Below are 4,066 nucleotides of genomic sequence, written 5' to 3' on the forward strand. Positions count from 1 at the left end.
AGGCAAAGGGCAGAACGAGGATCAAACCGACAGCGCATACATCACGATATTGACCGCGAATTTGGTGTTGTCTTCGGCCAGGAAGCGTTTGTTGCGCCAGTCATAGTCCCATTCGCAGCCATAATCCTTGTTGCTGTAGAGAACGCCCAGTCGGCCATTTACCTCTATCCCCTTGAGATAATCATGGACCAGATCGTCGCCCCAGCCATTGAGTTCGAGGCCGGTATTGGGTGGCCCGTCGAAGGTGAAGAAGCTGCGATAGAGGCCATGATTTTTGGGCAGCGTCTTCATCGCCTTGGCCCCGAAAATCCTGGCCATCTGCGCTTCGAACGAGCGGGCGAACAGGCCGTCAATGTCGTGATTGCAATCATCCACCAGAACGAAGCCGCCATTGCGGACATAGCGTTCGAAATTGCGCCGCTCGGCGGGTGAAAATTCGACCAGCTTGTGCCCGGCGAGGTAACAGAAGGGCGCGGTCAGCATCTTGGGGTCCGACAGGGCAAGGACATGCTCCTTCGGATCGACCCGTAAGGTCGTATAGTCGATCAGCGAGGTGATGACGTTGGACGGCATCCGCTGATCGACATCCCAGTCGCCTGAATCATAGCGCAGGCGGGTGAACCAGAAATCATAGCCCCCGGCGGCAGCGAGTGGCCGGGCCAGCAATGCGCTGGCCAAGCCGCCTGCCATTAGCCGGAGGAAATCGCTGCGGGTCATGCGTCGAACATTACCGATCCTCCCCTGGAAGGGGAGGTGTCTGGCGTAGCCAGACGGAGGGGTGTCACGCTATCGATAGGGTGACACCCCTCCGTCAGCACTTCGTGCCGCCACCTCCCCCGCCGGGGGAGGATCGTCCATCTGGTAACCGTCAACGCCAATATTACACCGCGTCCGACAGCGAGGTGAAGGTGAAGTCGCGCAGTTTCATCGGCGGGACCATGATGTTCATCGACACTTCGTCTGGTGGCACGCGGACGGGCTTGCCGAGTTCTTCGACATTGTTGAGCATGATCACCGGGCTTTCGTTGAACCGGAAATTCTTGATCGGATATTTGATCTGCCCGTTTTCGATATAGAAAGTGCCGTCGCGGGTCAGGCCGGTCAGCAACACCGTCTGCGGATCGACCATGCGGATATACCAGGTGCGGGTGACCAGCACGCCGCGCTGGGTCGATCGCACCAGTTCGGCGGTCGACTTGGTGCCGCCCGTCATCAGGATATTACCCATCTGGCCGACAGGTGCCTTGCCCTGCTTCTGCGCCCAATAGCGGCTATAATCCAGCGCGACGACTTTGCCGTCCTTGACCAGGTCCATGCGCTTGCGCGGGACGCCGTCTTCGTCCCAGGGCAGGCTTGGTGCTACCGGATCCCAGGGGTCGGTGTAGAAATTGACCTGCGGCCCGAACACCTGCTGGCCGATCTTGTTGCCGCCGCCTGCCTTCGACAGGAAGCTGCGGCCTTCGTCCGCTTCGCGGGCGCCGAAGAAGTTGAACATGAAGCCGATCAGACCGGCGGCCGCCATCGGTTCCAGGATGACGGTATATTTGCCCGGCTCCAGCGCCCTGGCTTCGGACGAGGCCGATGCCTTGCGCATCGCGATCTGGATATCATCCTCGACCTTGAAGCGGGTGGCGTCCTGCGTATCGGTGCCGACCCAGCCGGACCCGCGCCCGTCTTCGGTGCGGACGGTACAGGTATAGTCCAGCACGGTCGAGCGCTGATAGCCGAAATTGCCCTTGCTGTTGGCGAAGGCGACGAAGCTCTGGCCATCCTCCAGAAAACCGGCGGCGATCAGATTCTGCGCCTTGCACGCCGTGATCGAGGCGGCGGCGACCTTGGCCCGATAAACGGGGGTGATCGCGGCGGTCGCTTCGCTGAAGGTCGGGCTGGTCTTATAGACCTGCTTGTCCACGGCCGGCATGAATTCCGGGTTTTCCGGGGCGAGCTTGGCCAATTCTTCGGCGCGGCGCACGACTCGTTCGAGCGAGGCGTCGTCAAACTGGTTGATCGTGGCGATGCCGACCCGCTTGCCATAGGCGACCTGGACCTGCAGGTCGGTGTCGTCGGTCAGGCCGGCGGTCGAGACATTGTTGAGCGCAAAGCGCACATTGCCCTGAATCTGGCCGGTCAGTTGCGCGGTGCATTCGTCGGCTTTCGACATGGCGACCACTTTGGTCAGAATGTCCTTCGCCTGTGCTTCGGTAAAGATGCCCATTATACTAACTCCCCTGAGCGATCAGCCGAGCGAACGCGCGGTGTTGATGACGTTGATGCCGTCGAAGCGGGTGGTCGATGACCCGTGCGACACGGCGGAAACCTGCGAAGGCTGTCCCTTGCCGTCGAAGAAGGAGCCGAACATGCGATAGTCGCTGGAATCGCAGATCGCCGAGCAGGCGGCCCAGAATTCGGGCGTCCTGATCTGATAGGCGACATCCTCCAGCGGCTGCGTGATCTTGCCGTTCTTGATCTCGTAGAAGAGCGTGCCGCCGAACTGGGCGTTGTAGCGCTGCTGATCGATCGAGAAGGAACCGCGGCCCAGGATATAGATGCCATCCTCGACATTGCTGATCATGTCGGCGACGCTCATCTTGTCCTTGCCGGGTTCCAGCGAGATGTTGGCCATGCGCTGGAACTGCACATTGGACCAGCTATCGGCGTAGGAGCAGCCGTCGCTTTCGCTCTTGCCCTCGATATGCGCCTGATCGCGGGTGGCCTGATAACCGACCAGCTTGCCGTTGCGGATCAGATCCCACTTCTTGGTCTTCACGCCTTCATCATCATAGGCGACCGCGCCCAGGCTGCCTGGCTGCGTCTTGTCGGCGACGATGTTGACCTTGTCGCTGCCATATTGGAAATTGGCCTTGAGCTTGTCCATCGTCGCGAAGCTGGTGCCGGCATAATTGGCTTCATAGCCCAGCACGCGATCCAGTTCGAGCGGATGGCCGACCGTTTCATGGATGGTGAGGCCGAGATGATTGGGGTCGAGCACCAGATCATATTTGCCCGGCTTCACCGATTTGGCGGTCAGCTTCTCGCGCGCCTGTTTGGTCGCGGCGATCGCGTCTTCCTTCATGTCGTAGGACATGCCGTAGCTGATGATGCCGTTGGGACCGACGGTCTTATCCGCCGCGCGCCCGTCAAGATATTCAAAGCCCAGGCCCATGGGCGCGGACAGGCCGTCGCGGACGCGGAACTTGCCGGTCTTCTTGTCGACGGCGGTGACTTCCATCGGTGCCCAGATGCGGTGGACATCCTGGTCGATATAGCTGCCATCGGTGCTGGCGAAATATTTCTGCTCGTTGACCAGGAACAGGATGGAGCTGATGAAGTCCGCGCCTGCATCCATGGCGGCGGCGTTGACGCCCATCAGCAGGTCGACCTTGTCCTTGATCGGCACGGTCATGCTGTTCTTGGCGATCGGCGTGCGCCAGGATACTTCGCCGACGCCCTTGACCGGGGCAAGCTGAACAGGCGCGGTCTGCGTCGGTGCGTTCGCCTTGGCGATGGCGACCGCCTGCTGCGCGGCCTTGGCCACGGCATCGGTGGTCATCGCATTGGTGGCGGCAAAGCCCCAGGCGCCGTCGGCCAGCACGCGGATGCCGACGCCGCTCGATTCGGTGTTGACGACATTTTCGACATTGCGTTCGCGGGTGATGACGAACTGGCGCAGGTAGCGGCCGACGCGCACGTCGCAATAGGATGCGCCCGCGCTTTCGGCCGCGTTCATCGCGGCGTCGGCCAGCGCCTTCTTGACGGCGACGTCGATCGCGCTGTTCAATTCCTCGGCGGCAATAACCTTGCCGAACATCGATGGGAGGACAAGCCCCCCGACACCCATGGCCCCAAAAGCCAGAAAATCACGTCTGTGCAAGGTTCGTCTCCCACCTGCGGAACGCCCGCATGATGCGGGTCGGATAGTGATTGGGAAGCGGCCGGTCGGCCGTCCGATGCGGGGGATCATCGCCGGGTGGACGCGGCGGGTCAAATATCTTTTACATTCGAACAACATGGGGGTCGCCGCTTTCGACATATGACATCTGTCGAAAGCGGCTGGCCAGAGGGATGC

Annotated in this window: 3 protein-coding genes; all 3 read right to left on the reverse strand. The window is 61.0% G+C overall.

The features are described 5' to 3' along the window. Positions 1-21 precede the first annotated feature (21 nt). Complete coding sequence (locus IL54_RS00935; RefSeq protein ID WP_037472263.1) at positions 22-717, reverse strand: DUF4159 domain-containing protein; 696 nt, start codon at positions 715-717, stop codon at positions 22-24. A 163-nt stretch (positions 718-880) separates the two neighbouring features. Beyond that, entirely contained in the window at positions 881-2,215 is a 1,335-nt protein-coding gene (locus IL54_RS00940; RefSeq protein ID WP_037472264.1) for a TldD/PmbA family protein, read from the reverse strand. A gap of 21 nt (positions 2,216-2,236) precedes the next feature. Then, positions 2,237-3,871, reverse strand: a complete 1,635-nt coding sequence (locus tag IL54_RS00945; protein ID WP_037472265.1) for a TldD/PmbA family protein — start codon at positions 3,869-3,871, stop codon at positions 2,237-2,239. Between the last annotated feature and the right edge of the window lie 195 nt (positions 3,872-4,066).

Source organism: Sphingobium sp. ba1, from assembly GCF_000743655.1.
Taxonomy (GTDB): domain Bacteria; phylum Pseudomonadota; class Alphaproteobacteria; order Sphingomonadales; family Sphingomonadaceae; genus Sphingobium.